General features: G+C 56.4%; 2 protein-coding genes. One reads left to right on the forward strand and one right to left on the reverse strand.

Annotated elements, in window-relative coordinates:
- On the forward strand, positions 1-777 hold a 777-nt coding region (locus tag A2I95_RS32465), incomplete at its 5' end, for an IS481 family transposase (RefSeq protein WP_291736460.1).
- A gap of 107 nt (positions 778-884) precedes the next feature.
- Here A2I95_RS32465 and A2I95_RS32470 read toward each other — a convergent pair.
- Positions 885-2,248, reverse strand: a 1,364-nt coding sequence (locus tag A2I95_RS32470; protein WP_291736461.1) for an HlyD family type I secretion periplasmic adaptor subunit, incomplete at its 5' end; no start/stop codon positions are given.

Consider the following 2,248-nt stretch of genomic DNA (forward strand, 5'->3'; position numbering starts at 1 on the left):
GGCCAGGCCCGCACCTCCAACGAATTGCGCAAGCTGGGCGTTTTTGTCTCGCCCTCCGGGGTCCGTTCGATCTGGCTGCGGCACAATCTGGCCAATTTCAAAACCCGGCTGAAGGCATTGGAGGCCAAGGCCGCCGAGGAAGGCATGATCCTGACCGAGGCGCAGGTGCAGGCGCTGGAGAAAAAGAAACTCGACGACGAAGCCTGCGGTGAGATCGAGACAGCCCACCCTGGCTATCTCGGCAGCCAGGACACCTTCTATGTCGGAACGCTGAAGGGCGTCGGGCGAGTCTATCAGCAGACCTATGTGGACACCTATTGCAAGGTGGCACACGCCAAGCTCTACACTACAAAGACGCCCATCACGGCGGCTGATCTGCTCAACGACCGGGTGCTGCCGTTCCATGACGAGCATGACCTGCCGGTGCTGCGGATCATGACGGATCGCGGCACGGAATATTGCGGGCGCGTCGACAAGCACGACTTCCAGCTCTTCCTGGCCATCAACGACATCGACCACACCAAAACCAAGGTGAAATCGCCGCAGACAAACGGGATCTGCGAGCGTTTCCACAAAACGATTTTGCAGGAGTTCTATCAGGTCGCCTTCCGCAAGAAGCTCTATGACAGCATCGGCGCGCTGCAAGCGCATCTGGACGACTGGCTGCACCACTACAACCACGAGCGCACTCACCAAGGCAAAATGTGTTGCGGCAGGACGCCGATCCAGACCATGGTTGAGAGCAAAGAAATCTGGAAGGAAAAGTTCGTGAACTGAACTTCACCTGACAGACGCCGCCGGAAATCCGGGCAACTGTCCGATCACATCTGAACCACTACAACTAATCAGACGTCTACGCTCCCCTTTTCACACCAAGGCGAATGTTAGCGTTCATTAAACGCATTGTTCATAGTTTGGTGTACAGGCTTCAGCATGTAAGCTAGCAACGTTTTTTCACCGGTCGTCATTTCAGCTACCACCGTCATACCAGCCTGAAGGGGGCGCTCATACGCGCCGATCCCGACTGACTGGTCGTCCAATTGGATCGATGCGCGGAAATAGGTCTCGCCGGTCTGCTCATCAATCAATGGTACCGGCGACAATGCTGCAACCCGGCCCTGGATTTTGCCGAAACGCCGAACATCGTAGGTATCGACAGTAAGGTTGACTGGTTGTTCCAGGCCCACATGCCCGATTTCGTTGTTAGGGATGCGCGCCTCAACCATCAGATCCAATCGGGTTGGCAGCAACTCGAAGATTGTTTCGCCTGGAGCAATCACCTCCCCTTCATTGGGGAAGGCAACAGATTGCACAATCCCTACGCTGGGCGCAGTGATCTGTAGATCATCAAGCTTGCGGTCGACAATTCTCAATGACACCGTAAGTTCACTGCGCATGTCGCTCAGCTCTTCGGCCTCATTCAGCATTTCTTCGCGCAGGGTCAAAGTCTGTTCGGCCATTTCCGCCTGAGCAAGCGTTAGAGCGCTGCGCGTTTGTGCGAGGCGGACTTCTCCGTCGGACGCCGCAGTGCGCAACGCATCCAGCTGATCAGCCTCGCGCGCGAGATCACGCAAAGTGGTCAAACCTTGCTTGTGCAGACGGCGGGCTCGTGCCAGTTCTTCTTGCTTACGTTCAATCCGCTCCAGCGTGAAACGCTGGGAATTCTGGAGTATGTCCAGCGTTTCCTGCTGCTGAACGATTGACAGACCCTTCACGCGCTGGCTCTCGGCATAGATTTCCAAAGTTGCGGCCGCGCGGTGCTGCTTTTGCCGGCGCAGATCCTGCAGCTCGTCTTCGTCGATCACCGTTCCGCTTTCCAGAGTGCGCAAAACAGTCCGGGCGCGAGCCAGCTTGCGATCAACGGTCGCTATCTGTTCACGCAGCCTTTGCTGTTCCTTGCTCAGATCCGGGTGACGCAACTCGACCAGTACATCACCCTCTTTCACCCGGTCGCCATCCTGTACATGAACACGGTCGACGATCCCGCCTTCCATCACCTCGATCTGAGTATAGTCGCCAAGGGGAACGATAGTGCCTGGTGCCCGGGTGATCTGAGGCACATCTGTACGTCCGGCTAGAACCACCAGCGCGGCCACCATGCCGGAAAAGATCAAAGAGATCATTGCTGCAAATCGCGCTTGGCGACTTTTTTCTCTCTGCTTGGCCTTTGCAATCGGGCCGTTTCCCTGCTGCTTATTGGACGACGTGCGCATTTTCAGGTTCCCATTGCTTTCATAACCGCCTGTAC

It is taken from the genome of Leisingera sp. F5, from assembly GCF_001593695.1.